Below are 20,320 nucleotides of genomic sequence, written 5' to 3' on the forward strand. Positions count from 1 at the left end.
TCACCCCCTTCACAGCGGAATATCCATGATTTTGGAGGTCCAGAGATAACATAGAAACAAGCTGCCGAGTGCCAGTGTGGAGATTGCAATTCCTGCACCGGTATACATAGGCTCCATGTAATCCCCTGCTGTCAGACTCATAAACGCCACCATAACAAGTGGCGAGACCAGCAGAGCCTTGGCTTCGAATTTCTTCTGGGCGATGCTGACAGCGATATCCTGCTGAATATCCAGCTTTTCCCCGATTATCGTCGAAGTCCGGCGCACGATTTCCACCAGGTCGCCTCCTGTCCGCTTGCAGACAGAGAATACGTCGGCGAACCGTTCAACGTCGTCCATGCCGGCCCGTTTGCTGAAATCATGCAGCGCTTCTTCCACCGGCTGGCCATACTCCATGCGCGCGCAGATAATATTCAGCTCAGAGATCATATCGCTGCCGCCCTCCGGGTCGAGCATGAGCAGGTCCTGCACCGCTTCACGAAAAGCATTCTCGACGGAGCGGCCTGCAGACAGCGAAGAAGAGAGTGAGAATAACGTCATCTTGAATTGCAGATTCAGTGCAGCACGCCGCCGGCGGAGCAGATAGTCGCGCAGCATTCTCGGTGCATATGCCCCGCCCGGGACCAGCAGCAGAGACAGCAGAACATTGTGGTAGAAAAGAAACCCAATGCCCCAGAGCAGCCCCCCTCCTGCCAGCAATGACAGGATTCTTTGCAGCGAAGTTAACGTGTACACCGTATAATCCGGCAATTGCACCTGGCTTCCACGAGCGCGAGCAGCCTCCGCTGCTTGAGTGCCTTCCTTCCTGCCTTTGAGGGCAAAGAATCTTCTTCCAGACTTCCGCGAACGCTGCGTTTTCTTATTCAAAATCATCAGATGACCTCCTCCTCCCGCCTCTGATCTCCGGCACTAAATTGGGACAACGGATAGCTGTGAACCCCGGCCATCTTCAGCTTGCCGTCATGCATCAGCGGATTCCCGCAAGCGACAAGACCTCCCTGCACCCGCCCACCTCTCTCCCCTGTTTCCCGGAACTCATACAGCGGGCTCAGCACCACCTCCCCGTCCTGCAAACCTATGACCTCACAGATTTCCATCACCCGCCGCGAACGGTCCCGCAGCCGCGACAGATGCACGAAAATATCTATCGCCGAGCCAATCTGCTGGCGGACCACCGCAACAGGCAGATCGGCCGCACTCAGCACCATCGTTTCCAGACGGCTGACCATATCCCGCGCACTGTTAGAATGGCCGGTCGACAAACTCCCATCGTGTCCCGTGTTCATCGCCTGCAGCATATCGAGACATTCCGCTCCCCGGACTTCTCCGACCACAATACGGTTGGGTCGCATGCGCAGCGAGGAGCGGATCAGGTCCCGGATAGTGATCTCGCCGCGTCCTTCCGTATTGGCATTTCTCGTCTCCAGCGAGACGAGGTTCGGCACAGTCACGATCTGCAGCTCGGCGGAATCCTCTACTGTAATGACACGCTCCTGAGGCGGAATGAACTGGGACAAGGCATTCAGAAAGGTTGTCTTGCCCGAGCCGGTGCCCCCGCTGATAAAAATGTTGTATTTGGCTGCCACCAGTATTTGCAGCAGCTCCGCTGCTTCCCCGCTTAACGCCTCACGGCGGATCAGTTCGCTCATCGTCATTGGCGTCTCGGGAAATTTGCGGATCGTCATCGCCGGGCCCTTAAGCGCAACGGGCGGCAGAACGATATTGACGCGGGAGCCATCCTTCAGCCGGGCATCTACGATTGGCGAAGAGTCGTTCACCACACGGTTAACACCGGAGACCACGGACTGGATAATATCCTCCAGCCTGCTTCTGGATTCAAAAGCCAGCGGCAACCGGCGGATATGTCCGTCCTCCTCAACAAAAATCTCATCATGACTGTTGATCATAATCTCGGTAATCGCCGGATTATCCACCAGCGGCTGCAGCACATCCAGTCCACGGAAGGAATCGAACAGCTTCTTAACCAGTTCATGTTTCTCTTGGGCGGTCAAATACCGCAGACTGTCGCGCTCCAGAATCGTCCGCTCAATATGAGCCGTAAGCTCGCGGTTCCCCACAGCGGAGGTAACATCAAGCCCTGACCGGATATCGCTGCGCAGTTCTCTGAACATCTCTTCATTCATAAAGGCTTCCGGTAAAAACACGCGGCAGCGCCGGCTCAACGAATTCCGTGCAAATCTGCAGCACCCCAGCCACAAATTGCGGCGAATTCAGGCTAAGCTCCCCGTGATGCGGCAGCGCCCAGGATGGGATGTAAGGTAGGACGGCATCAATTCTGATTTCCACAGGCATAGCCCTGTCATACGTTGAATCCGCTGCGAAATTCATAACAAATCTGCTCTTGTCCGGCACCTCCTGCAGCTTGCCTGAATTCGGATTGCTGCAATGTCCGAGCCACCTAGCCGTCTTATACAGACTGGCCTCATCATTCCTCAGCACCCACAGCAGAATGCCGCATCTCTGCAAAACAGCCTGGGCCCGTTCCTCCTCAATGCTTCCGGTATCTACAATTACGACATCATAGCGTCCCGCTGCAGACAGCCGCTCCAATAGATCCAGCGTATCCGCAAGCGACATCTGCAGCATTTCCTTGAAATTCGCTACAGGTCTGAAGGAATCACTCCGAAGGCTGTCCTGCCGCACAGTATATCTTTCCAGTGCAAGCCTGTCCGGCGCGGCCTCCCCCCCCTCTCCTCCGCTTGCCTTCAGTTCATACAGCAGACGTTCCAGCCCGGGGGAATTTCCAGCCGGCATCCGCAGCACCAATGCACTGCTGTCCACACTTTCCAGGTTCAGATAAAAAACCGACAGTCCCAGTCCGCCAAGCTGCTTGGCCAAATTCAGCGCAAGCGTGGTTTTGCCGCTGCTTCCGCTAGCCGAGACCACACCCAGAAGCAGCGTCTCTTCCTTCGGAATGGAGGATGCCCTGCTTCGCTTCACATCACATAACCGGAGTATGGACTCCAGCAATGACGGCAGCGACTGGTATTTGGCAATAACCTGACCGCCTGCCAGACTCCCGTGCTGCTTGCCCGAAATCTCCCCGGCTTCGCTCAGAACCGCCCACGGAACCGTGCTTCTCCCTTCCACGAGCCAAGCCTCGATAAAAGAAGGATCGCCTACAACAGCATCGGGAACCTCCTCTCCCTTCATAAATTCCACAAAGGTATCCAGCCGGCTAAACGCCGTGATCCGCAGCATTCCTCCATACTCGGTATGGTGGATGTAATGCAGTAGTGGCTCAATATATTGACTCTCCCGCACGGCGAGCACGATCCTTGCCGCCATATAACCCCTCTCCTTTCCGCATAAAAGAACGCAAAAAAAGCACCGCCAATAACCGTGAGATACGGTTACTGAACGGTGCTTCCGTTACTATTCCTATAATTTACAGCTATAGTAGCATATATATAAGAACACAGCAATAGCTTTTTTTAAAATTGTCGTTTTATAGCCTGCGCAGTACCTTCCATTATCCGTCACTTCCCTGTATAATTCATACGTCCATTATTTTCCTGAAACTAGATCATAACAAAGGAGCACATCTCATCATGAAGCTAGTACCTGGTTTTCTTGCCGTACTCACCTTGTCCGGTGCCATCAGCCTTTCGGCAGCCGCCGCAGAGCGGCCCATCACAGTCCAGATTGATCAGCAGAAGCTGAACCTGACCACCAATGCACCGGTTAAAGATCACGACTCCATCCTCATTCCTATGCGGCCCATTTTTGAGAAACTGGGGCTGAACCTGGTGTGGAACGCCAAAACAGGCACCATTACAGCAGCAAAGGAAGGCCTGACGATCACACTGCAGATTGGCAGCAAAAAAGCGAGCGTGAACGGAACCGTTAAGCAACTGGCAACCGCTCCCAAAATGATCAACAATGTCACCTACGTGCCTCTGCGTTTTGTCAGCGAAGCGACAGGAAACAGCGTCACCTGGAATGCAGCAGCAAATACCGTTGAAATCAAAAGCAATCAGAGCAGCGCGGACACCAAAGGGATTGCGGAGCTTTTCGACAAATATGTCACCTACTCCAACAAGGGCAATTCCGAAGGCTTCATAAGCCTCATTGATCCGAAATCACCGCTTGCCGCAGCCGGTCCACAGCTCAAGCAGCAGATGAATACCTTCACTACCACCACAGCGATTGTCCAGATGGACATTATTGATGTGCAAGCCAAGGAAGCGACCGTACATACCATTGAAACGACAGACAAAGTCAGCGGCCCCTTCATGCTGAACTCGAAAGCGGAGTATGTATATTCTCTTACCAGGAATGCAGATAACTCCGGCTGGCAGATCAGCAGCATCCAAATCAAAGGAATCCAATATATCCTCCCGGATGCTATGCTGAAAGCGGATATTACAGTTCCAAAAGCAGATGAAGATCAAATTAAGGCCACGCTGCAAGCCAACACGGATTTTACCAACAAAGAAGACCTGGACGGCATGCTGTCCACCATTGACGAAACTTCCGCAGCCTACGAGCAAAACAAGCAGACCTATAAACAGATCTTCCAGGCCTATGATTTAGAGACAACCGTGGAGTCCTCCAAAATCATTAGTTATTCAGACAATGAAGCCGCAATATATACCGTAGTTACAGTTAAAAAGCTAAAAGGACCGCAGTTCAACGATTCCCGGGTCAAAGCCGTCACCACGCTGAAAAAATCGGCGGACGGCAAGTGGAAGCTGGTTCAGACCTACAACATCAATGCTGAAGCGCTGACCAAGTAAGGCGAACTGATCTTTTTCCCGTCAAAAAACAAGCAGGCCCCAAACCCGGGGTCTGCTGTTGTTTTTTTCATCAATGCTTCTCACAGAAACCTCCGGCGGATCTCCGGTGTCGGCACCAGACACTGCTCATCACGGCCAAACCAGCGGTAACGGTTCCTGGCTACAAACCTGTACAGGGCATCACGCAGCGGGCGGGGGACAATTATGAATATATACGCAACCGGCCACGGAAATCGCAGCCTGCGGGCTATCCGCAGCACTGCAGCAGACTCTGTATAGCACACTCCGTTCTCAAGCAGCACTACCGTACTCAGCACCCCGGGCGTAAGCCCATTCGCAAGCATCAGTTCACGGGAAATCTCGCTCTGCAAAGGGGCGAATAGAAATCTGCCCTTGGGATCACGCGGAATAATGAACCGGACCAGCCCCTGGCACAAATGACACACCCCATCAATCAGCACAACGGACTTGCCCTCTATAGCTGTAATCCGTTCTTCCTCCAACGTCCCCCACCCCTTTCTGATAATCATAGTATATCCCTGAGCGCTCCTCTTAAAAAAACAAAAACGCGGGATAAGCTCCCGCGCCATCGCAATCCGTCCATGTAATTATTCGGCAATCGCCTTGTCAATCCATTCATTCCCGATCATTTGCCCTTCGAAATCAGCGGTGAAGGCTTCCATACATCTGCAGATAAAATCTTTGCGGCAAACCGGACAAGGCGTCTTGAGCAGGCGGCTGATGTTCGTCATTTTCCATTCCGGAAACCGATTGTAGAACGCGCGGCACTCCGTTCCGTCAGCGAGCTTAACAATGAACTCGTATAATCCTTCCTTATCATTGCTGCTGGCTTTGGTCACATTCGTAATATTCGGTCTATAAGACATCTTCATCACCCATTATTTAAATTTTTGGTAGTAAATAGCACACGCGACATTAACAGATACTTAGACATAGTAAAGAATTTTAGGGGTGATGTCAACCAAAGCACGCTCTCCCGCCAGCTATTTATTATTCTTCCTTATTTCCACGTCTCTATTTAGACATTATTCCCAGGAACATACCCCCATAGCCTTCCTCAGAGTTCAATATTTTCATGAGCTGGCGACTTGATTCTTGAAATAAATAGTGTACAATTAAATTGTTATAAATATATGTACGGGAGGTATGAATCATGAGTATTTATGATTTTGAAGTGAACACCCTGCGGGGCCAGGAAGAAACGCTCTCCAAGTACAAAGGCAAAGTGCTGCTCGTAGTGAACACAGCCAGCAAGTGCGGATTTACACCTCAGTATAAAGGTCTTCAAGAAGTGTACGATAAGTTCAAGGACCGCGGTTTTGAAGTGCTGGGCTTTCCAAGCAATCAGTTTGCCGGACAGGAGCCTGGAGACAGTGAGGATATCGCCGAATTCTGCGAAATCAACTACGGTGTAACCTTCCCGATGTATGAAAAAATTGATGTAAAAGGCGATGAAGCGCATCCGCTGTTCAAATACCTGTCCAAGGAAGCGCCTGGCGTTCTGGGCTCGAAGAGCGTTAAATGGAACTTCACCAAGTTTCTGGTGGACCAGGAGGGCCGTGTGCTGAAGCGTTTTGCCCCGCAGACCACTCCAGATCAGATTGAAGCGGACATCGCCAAACTGCTGGGCTAATCTCGGGCCGCCACACGCCAAAAGATACTCTTACGCGCGGCCCATTGCCGAGTGCGAAGAGTATCTTTTTTTGCAGACAATATGCCTGCCGCCAGTTGTTAAAATACATATAAAAAAAGCCCTTCTCACGAAGGGCTTTGCTGTGTTCTTACTATATGCGGTAGAGAGGACTCGAACCTCCACGAGCGTACGCCCACTACCCCCTCAAGATAGCGTGTCTGCCATTCCACCACTACCGCGCGGTGTGTTTTACATTAAAGCAATGTTTGAGGGCAACATTCAATATTATAAAACGTTTTTCGCAAAAAGTAAAGCAGCCCGTTTAAGAATTTTCTTCCGATTCTTTTTGCTTGCGGTATTGGGTAAAAGCGATGTATTCCTTAATGAAATTCTGCTCTTCCGACTTCAATCCATCGGTTTGGCAATTCAATTGCCGCATTTGGCCAAAAAAATAATCCTCTGAGCCTTCACGCACCATCTCAGGTGTCTTCTTCCCCAGGATCAGCCAATCCAGACTCACATGGAAAAAAGCCCCGATCTCAATCAGCTTATGCGTTCCGGGTGTTGACTTGCCACGCTTCCAATCTCCCATATTGCCTGTGCTGATATTCAACTGTTCACAGAAGGATTTCTTGGTCATTCCTTTTTGCTTAATCAGATATTCAATTCGTTCGTATATGGACTGCATCGGTCAACCGCCCTCCACTCAATTTTAAAAAAACACTTATTTACGTAATTATTATTGAAAAATGACGTAAAAAAGTATATAATTAACTATTATTATTCCTTATCCCATTATATCATACGGCTGGATAGTCGATAAGAGGTGAGCCCTTGTGAACAGCAAACGTCCTATTACCCCCTACGGCTGGGCAGTCAAACAGCGGCTGACGGAACTGCATCTGGATCAGAAAAAATTTTGCGAAATTTACGGAATCCCGCCTTATCGCCTCTCCAACCTGATTCACGGCACACGCAGAGCAGAACGGTACAGGCGCCAGGTTTCGGAACTTCTGGGTCTGCCTCCATCTTAGCTTTTCATCCGGTGTGATCTCAAGGAGCGATTACTTTTGCCACAGAGCTTGTCCTTTACCCCAACCCATTCCCTTCTATCGCTGCCTGGGAACATACTCGTTACGGGCAGCAATGGAGTTATTCTGTATGCCAACGCCAGTTGGATCGAATACAGCCAGTTCTATGGCCTCTCCCCTGACACTGAATGGATTGGCGGCAATATCTTAGAAGTGTTTCAAGAGCTTATTGCCTATCCGGGTATGACCGCAGCGCTGAGTGAGACGCTTCAGGACGTTGTACAGGGTGAGCGCCTGATTTCCAGCTCTGAGCTGGTGATCAGAACGGCCAATAAAGGCAGCAGGGCCGTCCGGCTGGATATATTTCCGCTTCTGACCGCGCAGCCCGCACAAGGCAGAAACCTTGTCCTCTCCCTCCATGATGCCGGTCCTGCCGCCGGAAGAGGCCATATTCAGCCGGTTAGAGCCGTCGCTGGCACCCGCTTGAGCACAACGTATCATCCTCTCATTCCAATCTGTGCTTCCTGCAAATCGGTCCGTAGTGCCGAAGAGGAATGGATCACGCTTGAGCATTTCCTGCAGCACCAGCTCTCCTTGCAGTTCACCCATGATATCTGCCCGGACTGCATCCGGCAACTATACCCCAAATACGCCGCAGCGCTGGAGCATTAAGCGGGCTCCAGTTCATCCATCCCTGCTTAATACCAAAAAAGCCACCCCTATCAGATACTCTGATTAGGAGTGGCTTTGTGTCAATGGATGCGGTAGAGAGGACTCGAACCTCCACGGGTATACACCCACTACCCCCTCAAGATAGCGTGTCTGCCATTCCACCACTACCGCATATACTAAGAAGAAATGGTGACTCGTATGGGATACGTTTCACACTACGAAACGATTGCGAAGTATTCCTAACGATGTCAATGCTCCAACGAACCTCTGGGTTCTCATCCCAAAACTCGAAGAAGAAATGGTGACTCGTATGGGATTCGAACCCATGTTACCTCCGTGAAAGGGAGGTGTCTTAACCCCTTGACCAACGAGCCATATTAACAAGTATGTCCTTGTCACAACAAAAATGAGTATATCAAACTCCGAGGATTTTGACAAGATGTTTTTTGGGAGAAGTTTTTTGCAGGCGCAGCAAAGAAAATACGGAGGGCATCAAGCCCTCCGCAATAGACCAACCGGACCCCTGGATTTTAACTTTTAAGGATTGACCTTGGTTTCGAAAGTTTGTTTTCCGTCGACGAATTTCAGAACGACAGCCGCTTTAACCGGGTCATGGGACTCGTTCAGCGTAATTTTGCCGGTAGCCAGCTGCAAATCCTTGGTCGCTACCAAAGCGTCCTTGATCTTGGCAGGGTCAGCCTCACCCGCACGGGAAATTGCATCGGCAACCAGCTTCAGCGCATCGTAGCCCAGAGCTGCCATGCCGTCCGGCACCGCGCCGCCATTGGCTGCTTTGTAGGCGTCAACGAAAGATTTGACTTCTGTGGCAGTATCCTCCGGCGAGTAGTGATTGGACATGTAAGTGTCCTTCAGCGCATCTGCGCCAGCGATTTCCGCAAGCTGCGGGGAATCCCAGCCATCGCCGCCCAGGAACGGAGCAGTGATGCCCATTTCACGGGCCTGCTTCAGGATTTTACCCACCTCTTCATAATAGCCCGGCAGATAAATAACATCCGGGTTGGCCTCCTTGATACGTGTCAGCACGGCTTTGAAGTCGGAATCCTTCTGCTGGTAAGACTCTTGGCTCAGCACCTCTCCGCCTTTGGACTTGAAGGTTTCTTCAAAAAACTTCTGCAGACCTTTGGAATAGTCACTCGAAGTATCGGTGTAGATTACCGCTGTTTTGGCTTTCAGGGAGTCTGTTGCAAAGTTTGCCATAACCTGCCCTTGGAAAGGATCAATGAAGGCCGCGCGGAACACCCATTCATTCACTTTGCTGGTACGTTCGTCAACCGTAACCTTAGGGTTGGTAGCTCCCACTGAAACGAGCGGAATTTTCTTTTCTGTGGCTACAGGAACGATCCCCAAAGTATTCGTAGATGTGGAGGCTCCGATGATCGTAACAACCTTATCATTGGTTATCAGCTTCTGGGCAACCTGTGTGGCTTCCTCGGATTTCGAGGCATTATCGGATACAATGAGCTCCAGCTTCTTGCCGAGGATGCCGCCTGCATCGTTGATCTGCTGCACCGCCAGCTTCGCGCCCTTTGATGCGGAGTCGCCAAAAGAAGCCTGGCCGCCTGTAAGCTCAAGGTCAGCACCGATTTTGATGGTGTCCCCGCCAGCATTGCCGCCGCTTGCAGAATTGCCGCTGCTCTCTTTGTTGTTACTGCCGCAGCCCGAAGCTAATACCGCTATCAGTACCGTCGACAAAATAATGGCCCCAATTTTCTTCATAGTTTCTCCAGCCTCCCGAATATTAAAATTTTATATATGTTGTTTCTGTGATGTTACATGCAGGCTACGGCACTAATGTCCGAGGTATGCCATTTTGATTTCCTCCGAATCAGCCAATTCCTTGGCGTCACCCTCCAGCACCACTCTCCCGGTTTCCAACACATAAGCGCGGTGGGCAATTTTTAGTGCCTGATGCGCATTTTGCTCAACCAGCAGCACTGTCGTGCCGGCAGCATTAACCTCCTTGATGATGTTGAAAATATCCTGCACCAGCAGCGGGGCCAGGCCCATGGATGGTTCATCGAGCAGCAGCAGCTTAGGGTGGCCCATAAGCGCCCGCCCCATAGCCAGCATCTGCTGCTCGCCGCCAGATAAGGTGCCGGCCTGTTGCTTTTTACGTTCCAGAAGCTTCGGGAAGGTCGTGTAGACTTTTTCAAAATCAGCCGCGAGGCTTGCGGAATCCTGCAGGTAAGCGCCAAGCTCCAGATTCTCCTCCACCGACATATTGGCGAATACGCGCCGTCCTTCGGGACAATGAATCAAGCCCTCCTTGACGATGGCCTGAACACTTTGGCCAGTAATTGATTTGTCCAGAAAGTCGATGCTGCCCGTCTTCGGCTTAAGCAGCCCTGAAAGTGTCTTAAGCAGCGTAGATTTGCCGGCACCATTGGCACCAATCAGCGTCACAATTTCTCCTTGTCTGACTTCAATGCTAAGATCCTTCAGCGCATGAATGGCCCCATAATAAACGTTGATTCCTTGTACCTTCAGCATAGCCCTTACGCCTCCTGTCCCAAATACGCTTCGATAACCTTGGGATTGCTGCGGATCTCCAGAGGTGTGCCCTCTGCAATCAGCATGCCGCGGTCGAGCACATAAATCCGGTCGCAAACTCCCATTACAAGAGACATGTCATGCTCAATTAAGAGGATGGTAAGGTCAAACTCCTTGCGAATCCAGGCAATCAGGTTCATCAGATCACGGGTTTCATTCGGATTCATGCCCGCCGCAGGCTCATCAAGCAGCAGAAGCTTAGGACCGGCGGCAAGCGCCCGAGCGATTTCCAGCCGCCGCTGGTTCCCGTAGCTGAGATTGCTGGCAACCTCTTCGCTCTGATCGGCAAGACTGAATATTTTCAGAATATCCATAGCCTTCCGCGTAATTTCGTCCTCTTCCTTGAAATGCTTCGGCAGCCGGAGCATAGAGGTGAGCAGGGAGTGTCCGGCATGCTGGTGAAAGGCGATTTTGACATTTTCCAGTACGGTCATTGATGTGAACAGCCGAATGTTCTGAAAGGTGCGGGCAGCTCCCTTATGGTTAATCTTGTAGGGCTTCATACCGCCGATGGATTCATTGTTAAGGATAATGCTGCCTGTAGAAGGCGGGTAAACTCCGGTCAGCAAATTGAACAGCGTTGTTTTTCCTGCACCGTTAGGCCCGATCAGGCCAATCAGCTCCCCTCGGTCAATATGAAGGGAAACTTCACACAGCGCTTTAAGCCCGCCAAAAGAACGGCTGGCCTCCTTAACATCAAGAAGCACTGCTGCCTTTGATTGCGTCATGGGACTCTGCCTCCTTTTTACCCAACTTGCCCAGCGAAAATTTAGTCTTCCCAAGCAAGCCGCTTGGCCGGAAGATCATCATCAGGATCAGCACAATCGAATAAATAATCATCCGCCATTCCGGGACTTCACGCAGATAGGTGTACAGCAGAGTAACGAATACCGCGCCAACGATGGAGCCAGCGGTACTGCCGAGCCCTCCGAGCACAACCATAACGATGATTTCGAAGGATTTCAGGAAGTTAAAGCTCCCGGGAGTAATCACGTAGAACGTATGCGCGGACAAGCCGCCTGCAATACCGGCGAATAAAGCACCGATGGTAAAAGCGATAATTTTGTAGCGTGTCGTATTAATCCCCATCGCCTCGGCGGCAATTTCATTCTCACGTATCGCTATACAAGCCCGGCCGTGGGTGGATCTGATAAAGTTATTGATCACTACAACCGTAATCAAGGTGAATAGGAACAGCAGAGTCCATGTGGTTTTGGCCGGAATGCCGCTAAGCCCGGAAGCCCCGCCTACATATTCCGTGTTCAGCATAATGATGCGGATAATCTCACCGAACCCAAGGGTGGCAATCGCCAGATAGTCGCCATTGAGCCGCAGTGTAGGCATGCCGATCAAGACTCCAAATACCGCTGCCAGCAGCCCGCCGGCAATAATCGCCGCTATGAATGGAACATTGTAATCCAGCGTCAGGATAGCCGAGGTGTACGCCCCCACTGACATAAACCCTGCATGACCGATGGAAAACTGTCCGGTAATCCCTGTAATCAAATTAAGCGATACCGCAAGCATGATGTTGACACCGATCAGCAGCAGCGTAGACCTGTTCACATCACTAAGAATCCCTGTTGTTAGAAGAACTTGTACGATGCCGTAGAACGCTAGGGCAACAATAATGCCGACCCAGAAATTTTTGTTCAGCTTTTTCATGCCGCTCCCCTCCTACACTTTCTCCCGGACATTCTTGCCGAACAGCCCGGATGGTCTAAAGATAAGGATCAGGATCAAGACAGCAAAGGCCACACCGTCACGCCAGGAGGAAAATCCGAGTGAAGAAATTTCTGTCTCTACCGTTCCCAGCAGCAATCCGCCTACAAGCGCTCCCGGGATACTTCCGATTCCGCCGAGTACCGCAGCTACAAAAGCTTTAAGGCCTGGCATAACGCCCATCAAAGGATCAACCGTGTTATAAGTCATACCGAAAATTACACCTGCCGCTGCTGCAAGTGCCGAACCGATAGCAAAGGTTGCCGAAATGGTGCGATCCACGTTGATTCCCATCAGGCGAGCCGCCTCCACATCGAACGATACCGCCCGCATCGCTTTGCCGGTTTTGGTGTAATGGACAATGTATTGCAGAATAATCATAAGAATTATCGTTGTTAGAAGAATCATTACTTGGTTCGATTCCACTTGAATGGATGAACCGAACAAGGTGTATTGTTTCTTCTCCATAATATCCGGGAAGCCTTTAGCCTGCGGTCCAAGAATTAGTACTCCCGTATACTCCAGTAAAAAGGATACGCCAATCGCGGTAATCAATGCTGCAATACGCGTCGACTTGCGGAGCGGCTTGTAGGCCAGCCTTTCAATTGTGATGCCCAGCAGGGCGCTGACCGTCATCGAAATGACAAGTGACAGCAGCAAGACGACCACCGGGGGCAAACCTGCGTTTGCCAGATAACTCGCGCTGTACAATCCGATAAAAGAACCCACCATAAATACATCGCCATGCGCAAAATTAATCAGCTTGATAATGCCGTAGACCATCGTGTACCCCAGGGCGATCAGAGCATAAATACTGCCTACGGAAATCCCGTTAATTAATTGCTGAATGAAATACTCCATCGCCATCCCCTCTTCCTATAAATATCCATAATACCCCTTCTTCTTCCTTGGATTCTTTTTATTCAATTTCATTTTTATGTCATTTATACTAACACATACCCACAATCCCGTCACCAAAAAACTTGGAGCGTAATATAAAATTCGAAATTTGTGTAACTTTAATTAACATATATGCGATATGTTTGCGTGATATAATGACGCTGTCGAGGAATAATTCGAAGATATCTGGAGAAAATCAGAGGATTTAAAAGTGTATGCATTCTTCAGTTTTTTCCTTTTTTTATCATAATGCTTCACTTTACCGTAATTCATATAACATTTGTCTCTTTACCGCATTAAACCATTAATTTAATGTGCAGGTTGGTACGGCGGCTCTAACAACGGCACTTTTGCCGTTGTTTCAGGGCATATCGGCCGCAGCGGCTCTAGCAACGGCATTTCTGCCGTTGTTTCGAGGCATATCGGCCTCGGCGGCCCCAGCAACGGCATTTTTGCCGTTGTTTCGAGGCATATCGGCCTCGGCGGCTCCAACAACGGCACTTTTGCCGTTGTTTCCGGGCATTCTGGCGACAGTGCCCTGCAGACGATGCCGACCTTATCGAAACAACAAAAAAAGAGCCCCGCCTGGAAGCTCTTCTTGTATTAATTAGTTAATTTTCCTCATCCCTAACAGGGAAGTTTTCCAACGGAGAGAGAGGGATTCGAACCCTCGCACCACTTACGCAGTCTAACCCCTTAGCAGAGGGTCCCCTTATAGCCACTTGGGTATCTCTCCAAAAAAAATGGCTCCCCGAACAGGACTCGAACCTGTGACAACTCGATTAACAGTCGAGTGCTCTACCAACTGAGCTATCAGGGAACATTACGTGAACAAGAAATAATTTATCATGATTTTCTGGTCTAGTCAAGCCTGAAAAAATAAATTTGATATCGTTTTCAGTATATCCCTAACACCATTCCCCATCCAGCGGAATCGCGACACGCTCCAATAACCCTTCTTGCTCCAGCCGCTCCTTAAGCTGCCCACGGGTGACGAGACAGTGGTTAATGGCCTCCATGTGTACCGCAATAACGGAAGCTGACGGGATATAGCGGCACAGCTCCACAATATCCTGCTCGTTCATCGTAATATGTCCCCCGGTTAAGAACTGCGCTCCACCGGCATTGACAATGATTACTTCAGGAGTATGCTCATCCAGGGCTTGCTTGACTTCCTCACACCAAATTGTATCCCCCGCAAGATACAAGGTCGGTTCTCCTTCGGCCCGGAAAACAAAACCGGACACCTTGCCCATAAGCTTCCCGATCTCTCCCGTTCCATGCCGGCCGCCGGTCCGCTTCAGGGTCACTCCCTGAAACTGCAGCTCCTCGCTGTCGTCAATCACAGAAATATGCTTAAATCCCTGCGCCGCGATAGTCTCTCCATCTCCGTCCTGGCATAACACGGGAAGCTCATTGGACAAAAGCGACACTGCCGCCTGATCCCAATGATCCGGGTGAAGATGTGTAACCAGGACCGCATCCGGTGCAAGCCACTGCTCAGCCGGTCCCGGCAAGGCTACGAGCGGATTTCTGCGTTGATTCTCCGTATTCGGAATCGGCGGGTTAACCTCTTTTTCTCCGAGCATAGGGTCAATCAGGAAAGTAACGCCACCGTATTCCAGCCACAGGGCTGCATGGCGGATGAGTTGAATTTTCATCACAAACACCTCTTTCTTCTTGCTGTCTTCTGCTACAATCAATTATAGACACCCCTCGCTCAAGAATACATTGTGCGGCGAAAGAGATTCGCCTGTTCTACTTTCACCCGGAAAGGATTTTATGAAGATGACCCCTTACTTAATAGATGATATAGATTACCGTATCCTGCAGTACCTTATAGAAGACTCGACGCGGAGCCACAAGGAAATCGGAGAGCTTGTACACATGACAGGTCAGGCTGTAGGCGCACGAATCCGCAGAATGCGGGAACTGGAGATTATTGAAGGCTACACCGTGCGCTGGAGTCCCCAGAAGGTCGGGCTGGATATTCATGCGTTTATCACAGTGTTTTTGAGTTCAAATAAGGCCCATCCATCATTTCAAAAGTTTGCGCAGGATCACAGTGGGGTGGCTGAGCTGCATCGTGTCAGCGGAGAAGGCTGCTACTGGATACGTGTGCGGGTCAGAGATCAGGAGGAGCTGAATGCTTTTCTGGACCAACTGCTGGAGTATGGCAATTATCGGGTCAATCTCGGAATGGGACAACTGAAATAATCCTGCAAAAAATTTATCACACGGAGGTCTACATATATGAAGAATAAAATTGATCTGCCCAAAATCCCCGAGCCTGCCACCCTGCTCCCGCAGCAAGTGAACGCTCTGCAATCCAAAGAGGAGTACAGCCGCTGCATCATCAGCGACAGTCTCCTCGAATATCAGGAAGCCGTCAGAGTCTCCTTCGACAAGGTGATTTTCAGGAATGTGACGATTACGGAATCCAGCCTGGAAGCTATTGAGCTTACGGATGTGATTTTTGAAAATTGTGATCTGTCGAACGTGAACTTCAGCGGCGCTTTTGTGCATCGGACGGAGTTTCGGAACTGTAAATTGATTGGGACGGACTTCAGCAGGGGGCGGTTTCAGAATGTCAGGATTGTGGACTCTATCGGGGATTTCGCCAGCTTCCGCTTCGGCACATTTAAAGGGACGGCTTTTGCGAACTGCCGGCTTGTCAGCAGCGATTATTATCAGGCCAGTATGAACAACGTAGAATTCTCGGAATGCGATATTGACCAGGCTACACTTGCGGGCTGCAAGTTAAAAGACATCGACCTGAGCGATTGCCAGTTCACCGGTCTGCATGTCGATACCCAGGATCTTGCAGGCTGCATCATCTCTGCTGAACAAGCTGCTTCCTTCGCCGGACTTCTCGGTCTTGTGATTAAGTAGCCTTGCCTCTTCCTTCTTCCAGCGGGACCAGCTTGAGCTTGCCGGCACAGTTGCCGCAGCGGTAGCGTTTCGGATCGGCTTTGCGCTTGCGCGGATATTCGGTGGCACAGGCGGTGCAGACGAGCTTGTACCGGTAAGGCTGCGGCTTGCGGGCCTTCGCTCCGGGCAAGGTCTGGCAAAAGCGGCTGCCGCCGACCATAGCCAGCAGTTTTTTAAAATCGGCATCCCGGTGCATATATCCTCTCTTCGCCAGATGCAGATGGTAATGGCACAGCTCATGCTTAATGATCCGCTCGGTTTCTTCGCGTCCGAACATCTCTAGCTGCATTGGATTGATCTCTATGTTATGGCTTTTGGTAAAATATCGTCCGCCCGTTGTGCTCAGTCTGCTGTTAAAGCTGGCTTTGTGCCGGAACGGCACGCCGAAGCTGATCTGCGACACCTGTTCGATCCACTGCTGCAGCTCTTCATTGCTCATACTTATCATCGCTAATCTCACAAGTCCTCTCCACAGGAATTCATATATCTACTTGAATTGTAACTTGCCCATAGGCTACACTGTCAAGAAGGAAGACAAGTACGGAGGGAGAATGTCTTATGCCGAAAATGCGGTATGTAATTTTGCAGCAGCATCAGGAACTGCAATTCGTGGAAATGCCGGAGGAATATGCTTATCAGCTAAGCGCACTCAATCTGCGCCTCAATAAAGAGATCGACAAGCTGACGGCGGATAATGTGCCGGACCTGCCGCTGTCTATTGCGGAATGCGATTCTCTGGAGCTGCTGCGCGAGGAGCACTCGCTGGAGTCCGGGCTGGCTTATATCAACCGGCTGGAGGGAGCTTTTGCCTCCATTCAGGAGAACAGCTACCCGCTCATCTCGCTGCTGACGGAAATCCGCGCGCTGCAGGCCCAGCTTGAGCAGTGGTACGAAGAGGAAGAAGAAGGCGTGCTGTAGCTCCTCTTTTTGGATACCGATGAGGAATTTCAAATAAAGCGCTGCCGCCGCACCTTTGGGCGACTTCTCCCATATGCTATCTTACGTTAGCATGCCAGAGGAGGGGTACCCATGCCGCAGTGGCTCTGCCATCAGCTCATGAAGGCTTATTACAAGAAGGACCGCCGTCAGATCAAGCTGCTTAATGAATGCTGGTTCTTTTACCGCAACTCGTCCGAATCCCGTGACTCCATTAAGCGGGAAGTATAGGTATCTGTATAACAAAACCCATCCCGCTCGATGAAGCTGGGATGGGTTTTGTTTGGGCGGCGGCTGCCCGGAGATGCGGAGACAGGGCTATTACGTTCGCTGACCGTGAAGCTCGCCGTGATTTTAGTCAAAAGCTCCGGTTCGTCGGCCAGGACCCTTGCAGCTTTCGAACCAGCACAATTTGGCCGGTATGATAGGCATCATGCAGGATGAGGCTCATCACTTCTTCACCCGGAGCATGCCCCGAGCCGCCCCAGTCATAAGCACCTTCCTCCAGCGCCTCAATGACCTCACGCAATGAAGCGTGAACGCTCTTCAGCTTGGCTACCGCCTGCTCCCACGCTTCCTCACCACTCGCCGCAACTGTAAAAGTAGCATCATTGCTCTCAGGGGGAGGCAACTGTGGCAGTCCTCTGAGCTTGTTCAGCAGACGTTCCTTGTAATAGGTCAAATGGTTGACCGTCTCCCAAATCGTATTTCCAGCCACACCCTCCGGCTTCCAGCTCGCCTGATCGCTGCTCACACCTTCCAGCGCTGCGCTAAGCGGCGGCGACCAATCCTCGATATCCATAGCATAATCCCAGTTTTGCAGCAAAACTTCACTGATCTTATTTTGCATATTGTACCTCCTGTGAGTTTGGTAACAACAGTTTCAAATTGATTTCAATTCTCCAAAAAACAATTTCGAATTCGGTAACGACTTAACATCGCCAATAATAGTTACACTGAAAATGTAGCACAATTCCTGCCACGATTCAAGTAACTAGCAAAAACAATGTTCAACTGTTACAATCAAAAGAAGGGTTACCGAATGAACGGAGGAATAGAACATGCTGTGGGATGATTTCATTAACAGCTACTGGCGGGATTGGCGGACTGGCGACCGCAGTAAAGACCGGGACAAGCTGGAGGAGCCGGAATGGCTTACGGACTGGCTGAAGCAGCATTCGTTGCCGGCGGCACTGCCGCCTGAGCCTGAGGAACTGAAGCAATTGCAGCAGCTCCGCGGCTTACTGTGGGATGAGGTGCAGAAGCTGGTACAGGGCCATGCCCCGGACAAAACATTGCTGGAGCAAATGAATGTATATATGAGCCATGGGCCAGCGATAAGGCAGATTATCTGGAATGGTGACGGTAAAGCGGAGCTTTCCCACCTGCCGCAGCGTGCTGATTGGGGGCAGATCATGGCGGAGATAACGTACTCTTTTGTCGCTGCCATACTTGAGAAAGAAACTTCACGCTTCCGCATATGCGAAAATCCGGACTGCCTCTGGGTCTATTACGATGACACCCGTAACCGCTCCAAGCGCTACTGCGACGATAAGCTCTGCGGCAATCTGATGAAGGTCCGGCGTTTTCGGGCGCGAAAAAAGGCAGGCGATAAAGGAAGCACCACCGAAGAATAGAACAACGTTCAAAGCCTAGATGCACTATGTACAAGCTATACCTGATGGACCAGGGCCATTAACTTGTTTTTGCCGGAGCGTTTGGCGGTATAAAGCAGAGCATCTACTTCCTCGAACAGCTTCTCTTTGCTTGTCCCTTTAGCGTAGCTCCCAAGCCCGATACTGACTGTGACCACCCCGCCCGCCATTTCTTCGTGTGGGGTATCTGAGAGCCGCAGGCGAATCTTTTCCGTCATCTCAGCCGCCTCTTCAAAGGTCTTCTCAAAGAGCAGAATTGCAAATTCCTCGCCGCCATAACGCGCAGCAATATCCGCTGGTGAAATCATCTCCCGGATTATCTTGGCTACCCTGGCCAGAATAATATCCCCTGTCCGGTGTCCATATTTGTCATTGATCATTTTAAAGTTGTCAATATCAATCAGGGCCAGATGAAACGGTGCGCCTTGATCCCCATATTCCAACGCCTTGTCGTAGAACTCGTGGAAGGAAATGTGGTTATAGAGATCCGTCAGAGCATCCGTTGTCGACAGCTTGCGTATGATGGCATTCTCAATCAGCAAATCCTGTTTGGCCGTCAGCGTCGTCTCCAGGTCACTTACCAGCTCGCGCCCGTTAATGATGATAACGCTGGCGATCAATGTGCCCATCACAAGAAATATCGGAATGGCAACCAGGTCAAACGAGCTCAAAAAAAACTTAAACCAATAATCCCACCGATACAGCACAAAAAAGGCTATCGCCTGCAGCGCAAACGTATACCAGGTTAAATCCAGTCTATAAAAAATCGCCGACGCAAAAATCGGCAATAGCATAAGCGCCCCAATAATTCGGATATCCATGTTCAGATGGATAATCATCATAGCAATAATCGTCCCCGCCAAAAAAAGTGAGAGGATCGAATATTTGGAGCCGCTATAATCCATCACTTGGGCCACGGCCACAACCGCCCCCATTAGCAAGGTAGGATACAGCAGGACATTAAAATAAAAATCATGCGCCGTCCTATCATATGGGAGAAATAAAAACGAGCCCAATTGCGCTATAAAATGAAAGGCAATCACGAGCCAATATATCTGCAAAAAACGTTTGATCCACTTCTCCTGCCGATAGGCCGAGGTAGCCGAAGCGCCAATGAAATCTCGTAATCTCAAAACGGTCACCTGCTGAATATAGAGTAGACTGTAACTGCACAAGTCACAATATTTTACCATGATACGGAGGGGAAATGATACTTCGTAGTTTAAGCTTGAATGGAATTCAATCCGTGCTCTATATAGGGAGCGTCAAAACATTCCACTTGACATTATAACATAAAGGAATCAATGCATGCTCATGTGTGGGGGAGGGACGATACGCCTTGAGTTCCTTACCAATTAAGGTCAAAGCGATAAAAGTGCGAACATCATAAATTCAGAAGGTTTTTCTGAGATATATTCTTTAAAATCCTTCACGATCCTTTCTACAGTAAGGAATGCGAACCTCCTAGGGATTTTGTGTGAGCTTTAG

Annotated in this window: 25 protein-coding genes and 5 tRNA genes; 9 read left to right on the forward strand and 21 right to left on the reverse strand. The window is 50.4% G+C overall.

From position 1 onward, the window contains the following. Positions 1–9 precede the first annotated feature (9 nt). From AC0LWN_RS15590 to AC0LWN_RS15600, 3 genes are read right to left on the reverse strand one after another with little or no spacing between them, the layout of a single operon-like run. Positions 10–873, reverse strand: coding sequence for a type II secretion system F family protein (locus AC0LWN_RS15590; RefSeq protein WP_474666810.1), 864 nt, complete (start codon positions 871–873; stop codon positions 10–12). Then, complete coding sequence (locus AC0LWN_RS15595; RefSeq protein WP_474666812.1) at positions 873–2,144, reverse strand: TadA family conjugal transfer-associated ATPase; 1,272 nt, start codon at positions 2,142–2,144, stop codon at positions 873–875. Before AC0LWN_RS15595 ends, AC0LWN_RS15590 begins: the two co-directional genes overlap by 1 nt. After that, on the reverse strand, positions 2,137–3,309 hold the full coding sequence (locus AC0LWN_RS15600) for a CpaE/TadZ family protein (protein ID WP_474666814.1): 1,173 nt from the start codon (positions 3,307–3,309) through the stop codon (positions 2,137–2,139). The genes AC0LWN_RS15595 and AC0LWN_RS15600 overlap by 8 nt, the downstream gene beginning before the upstream one ends. Positions 3,310–3,572: 263 nt before the next feature. Between AC0LWN_RS15600 and AC0LWN_RS15605 the strand changes: the two genes are divergently transcribed. Beyond that, on the forward strand, positions 3,573–4,760 hold the full coding sequence (locus AC0LWN_RS15605) for a stalk domain-containing protein (RefSeq protein ID WP_474666816.1): 1,188 nt from the start codon (positions 3,573–3,575) through the stop codon (positions 4,758–4,760). Between the two features lie 80 nt (positions 4,761–4,840). Here AC0LWN_RS15605 and AC0LWN_RS15610 read toward each other — a convergent pair whose 3' ends face one another. Next, the gene (locus tag AC0LWN_RS15610) at positions 4,841–5,290 is read right to left on the reverse strand and encodes a thiol-disulfide oxidoreductase DCC family protein (protein ID WP_474666818.1); all 450 of its coding nucleotides are present in this window, start codon (positions 5,288–5,290) and stop codon (positions 4,841–4,843) included. A 78-nt stretch (positions 5,291–5,368) separates the two neighbouring features. Beyond that, positions 5,369–5,647 carry a hypothetical protein gene (locus AC0LWN_RS15615; RefSeq protein ID WP_458964541.1) on the reverse strand — a complete coding sequence of 93 codons (279 nt, stop codon included), beginning with the start codon at positions 5,645–5,647 and terminating at the stop codon, positions 5,369–5,371. A 287-nt stretch (positions 5,648–5,934) separates the two neighbouring features. On the opposite strand from AC0LWN_RS15615, the gene AC0LWN_RS15620 reads away from it, so the two are divergent. Next, entirely contained in the window at positions 5,935–6,414 is a 480-nt protein-coding gene (locus AC0LWN_RS15620) for a glutathione peroxidase (RefSeq protein ID WP_019912954.1), read from the forward strand. A 156-nt stretch (positions 6,415–6,570) separates the two neighbouring features. On the opposite strand, the gene AC0LWN_RS15625 is transcribed toward AC0LWN_RS15620, so the two are convergent. Beyond that, positions 6,571–6,653 (reverse strand) — tRNA-Leu (locus AC0LWN_RS15625). Between the two features lie 83 nt (positions 6,654–6,736). Next, positions 6,737–7,102 carry a helix-turn-helix domain-containing protein gene (locus AC0LWN_RS15630; protein ID WP_474666820.1) on the reverse strand — a complete coding sequence of 122 codons (366 nt, stop codon included), beginning with the start codon at positions 7,100–7,102 and terminating at the stop codon, positions 6,737–6,739. A gap of 148 nt (positions 7,103–7,250) precedes the next feature. Here AC0LWN_RS15630 and AC0LWN_RS15635 point away from each other — a divergent pair, with 148 nt between their 5' ends. Together AC0LWN_RS15635 and AC0LWN_RS15640 are read left to right on the forward strand one after the other, a co-directional pair. Continuing rightward, positions 7,251–7,448 (forward strand): XRE family transcriptional regulator, encoded by a 198-nt coding sequence (locus AC0LWN_RS15635; RefSeq protein WP_474666822.1) that lies wholly within the window; start codon positions 7,251–7,253, stop codon positions 7,446–7,448. 36 nt (positions 7,449–7,484) lie between these two features. Next, positions 7,485–8,117 (forward strand): PAS domain-containing protein, encoded by a 633-nt coding sequence (locus AC0LWN_RS15640; RefSeq protein ID WP_474666824.1) that lies wholly within the window; start codon positions 7,485–7,487, stop codon positions 8,115–8,117. 88 nt (positions 8,118–8,205) lie between these two features. On the opposite strand, the gene AC0LWN_RS15645 is transcribed toward AC0LWN_RS15640, so the two are convergent. The 11 genes from AC0LWN_RS15645 to AC0LWN_RS15695 form a co-directional block, all read right to left on the reverse strand. Next, a tRNA-Leu gene (locus AC0LWN_RS15645) sits at positions 8,206–8,288 on the reverse strand. Positions 8,289–8,416: 128 nt separating this feature from the next. Next, positions 8,417–8,491 (reverse strand) — tRNA-Glu (locus AC0LWN_RS15650). Between the two features lie 163 nt (positions 8,492–8,654). Further along, on the reverse strand, positions 8,655–9,854 hold the full coding sequence (locus tag AC0LWN_RS15655; RefSeq protein ID WP_474666826.1) for an ABC transporter substrate-binding protein: 1,200 nt from the start codon (positions 9,852–9,854) through the stop codon (positions 8,655–8,657). A 72-nt stretch (positions 9,855–9,926) separates the two neighbouring features. Next, on the reverse strand, positions 9,927–10,628 hold the full coding sequence (locus AC0LWN_RS15660; protein WP_474666828.1) for an ABC transporter ATP-binding protein: 702 nt from the start codon (positions 10,626–10,628) through the stop codon (positions 9,927–9,929). Between the two features lie 5 nt (positions 10,629–10,633). Further along, positions 10,634–11,416 carry an ABC transporter ATP-binding protein gene (locus AC0LWN_RS15665; protein ID WP_474666830.1) on the reverse strand — a complete coding sequence of 261 codons (783 nt, stop codon included), beginning with the start codon at positions 11,414–11,416 and terminating at the stop codon, positions 10,634–10,636. Continuing rightward, positions 11,385–12,353, reverse strand: a complete 969-nt coding sequence (locus tag AC0LWN_RS15670; RefSeq protein WP_474666832.1) for a branched-chain amino acid ABC transporter permease — start codon at positions 12,351–12,353, stop codon at positions 11,385–11,387. Before AC0LWN_RS15670 ends, AC0LWN_RS15665 begins: the two co-directional genes overlap by 32 nt. Before the next feature lie 12 nt (positions 12,354–12,365). After that, positions 12,366–13,271: a branched-chain amino acid ABC transporter permease gene (locus tag AC0LWN_RS15675; protein WP_474666834.1), complete on the reverse strand. Its 906-nt coding sequence runs from the start codon at positions 13,269–13,271 to the stop codon at positions 12,366–12,368. Between the two features lie 400 nt (positions 13,272–13,671). Beyond that, positions 13,672–13,833, reverse strand: a complete 162-nt coding sequence (locus AC0LWN_RS15680) for a hypothetical protein (protein ID WP_474666836.1) — start codon at positions 13,831–13,833, stop codon at positions 13,672–13,674. Positions 13,834–13,957: 124 nt separating this feature from the next. Then, positions 13,958–14,046 (reverse strand) — tRNA-Ser (locus AC0LWN_RS15685). 8 nt (positions 14,047–14,054) lie between these two features. After that, positions 14,055–14,130, reverse strand: a tRNA-Asn gene (locus tag AC0LWN_RS15690). An 88-nt stretch (positions 14,131–14,218) separates the two neighbouring features. Beyond that, positions 14,219–14,971, reverse strand: coding sequence for an MBL fold metallo-hydrolase (locus AC0LWN_RS15695; RefSeq protein ID WP_474667116.1), 753 nt, complete (start codon positions 14,969–14,971; stop codon positions 14,219–14,221). 127 nt (positions 14,972–15,098) lie between these two features. Here AC0LWN_RS15695 and AC0LWN_RS15700 point away from each other — a divergent pair, with 127 nt between their 5' ends. Beyond that, on the forward strand, positions 15,099–15,527 hold the full coding sequence (locus AC0LWN_RS15700) for an Lrp/AsnC family transcriptional regulator (protein ID WP_474666838.1): 429 nt from the start codon (positions 15,099–15,101) through the stop codon (positions 15,525–15,527). Positions 15,528–15,563: 36 nt separating this feature from the next. Next, positions 15,564–16,202 carry a pentapeptide repeat-containing protein gene (locus AC0LWN_RS15705; RefSeq protein ID WP_474666840.1) on the forward strand — a complete coding sequence of 213 codons (639 nt, stop codon included), beginning with the start codon at positions 15,564–15,566 and terminating at the stop codon, positions 16,200–16,202. Here AC0LWN_RS15705 and AC0LWN_RS15710 read toward each other — a convergent pair. Further along, positions 16,195–16,680: a SprT family protein gene (locus AC0LWN_RS15710; RefSeq protein ID WP_474667118.1), complete on the reverse strand. Its 486-nt coding sequence runs from the start codon at positions 16,678–16,680 to the stop codon at positions 16,195–16,197. The genes AC0LWN_RS15705 and AC0LWN_RS15710 overlap by 8 nt on opposite strands. Positions 16,681–16,799: 119 nt before the next feature. Here AC0LWN_RS15710 and AC0LWN_RS15715 point away from each other — a divergent pair, with 119 nt between their 5' ends. Together AC0LWN_RS15715 and cmpA are read left to right on the forward strand one after the other, a co-directional pair. Next, positions 16,800–17,159: a hydrolase/acyltransferase gene (locus tag AC0LWN_RS15715; RefSeq protein WP_474666842.1), complete on the forward strand. Its 360-nt coding sequence runs from the start codon at positions 16,800–16,802 to the stop codon at positions 17,157–17,159. Positions 17,160–17,270: 111 nt separating this feature from the next. Next, positions 17,271–17,408, forward strand: coding sequence for a cortex morphogenetic protein CmpA (gene cmpA, locus AC0LWN_RS15720; protein ID WP_458964554.1), 138 nt, complete (start codon positions 17,271–17,273; stop codon positions 17,406–17,408). 127 nt (positions 17,409–17,535) lie between these two features. Here the strand turns inward: cmpA and AC0LWN_RS15725 are convergent, their stop codons facing one another. After that, on the reverse strand, positions 17,536–18,027 hold the full coding sequence (locus AC0LWN_RS15725) for a DinB family protein (protein WP_474666844.1): 492 nt from the start codon (positions 18,025–18,027) through the stop codon (positions 17,536–17,538). 211 nt (positions 18,028–18,238) lie between these two features. Between AC0LWN_RS15725 and AC0LWN_RS15730 the strand changes: the two genes are divergently transcribed. Next, positions 18,239–18,814, forward strand: coding sequence for a CGNR zinc finger domain-containing protein (locus tag AC0LWN_RS15730; RefSeq protein ID WP_474666846.1), 576 nt, complete (start codon positions 18,239–18,241; stop codon positions 18,812–18,814). Between the two features lie 35 nt (positions 18,815–18,849). On the opposite strand, the gene AC0LWN_RS15735 is transcribed toward AC0LWN_RS15730, so the two are convergent. Then, positions 18,850–19,893 (reverse strand): GGDEF domain-containing protein, encoded by a 1,044-nt coding sequence (locus AC0LWN_RS15735; protein ID WP_474667120.1) that lies wholly within the window; start codon positions 19,891–19,893, stop codon positions 18,850–18,852. Between the last annotated feature and the right edge of the window lie 427 nt (positions 19,894–20,320).

It is taken from the genome of Paenibacillus sp. sgz302115 (genome assembly GCF_056120445.1).